The following is a 614-nucleotide window of genomic DNA, read 5'->3' on the forward strand; positions in this document are numbered from 1 at the left end:
AACCAAAATCAGACGGTGTTGTTTCCGTATAGTTTTGAGGAGTTGATTCCCGATAATCATCCTGTTCGGATTGTCAATGATATTTTGGAGAGGATCAATATAGACCCGCTGCTAAAAGCCTACAGCAAAGAGGGAAATCCCAGCTATCATCCCGTGATGATGCTCAAGGTGATGGTTTTTGCCTATATGAACAACATTTATTCCTCCCGGAAAATCGAAAAAGCACTTCGCGAAAACATCAACTTTATGTGGCTCTCCAATATGAGCATCGTGGATCATAATACCGTGAACAGATTTCGGGCTCACAAGCTTGAAGCGGCTTTCAAAGATATTTTCTCGCAAGTGGTTTTGCTTCTTGCCGAAGAAGGTTTGGTAAGTTTGAAACAGGTTTTTGTGGACGGAACGAAAATCGAAGCCCAGTCAAACCGCTACACTTTTGTGTGGGCCAATGCCATTAAAACCAATAAAGAAAAGATGCTCCGCCAACTAGAGGACCTTTGGAAATATGCCCAAAGCGTGGCAAGGGAAGAGGACAAAGACCCTGAACCGCCGGAATTTAAAGAAATCAGCAAAGAAAAGATCCAGCAAACCGTAGAAAATATCAATGCCAAATT

At 42.5% G+C, this 614-nt stretch carries 1 protein-coding gene; it reads left to right on the forward strand.

Annotation, left to right across the window (positions count from 1 at the left end):
- Positions 1 to 614 (forward strand): transposase (locus tag DRF58_RS18210; RefSeq protein WP_245955618.1); only part of this gene is annotated, 614 nt, incomplete at both ends.

It is taken from the genome of Epilithonimonas hispanica, from assembly GCF_003385395.1.
Taxonomy (GTDB): Bacteria; Bacteroidota; Bacteroidia; order Flavobacteriales; family Weeksellaceae; genus Epilithonimonas; species Epilithonimonas hispanica.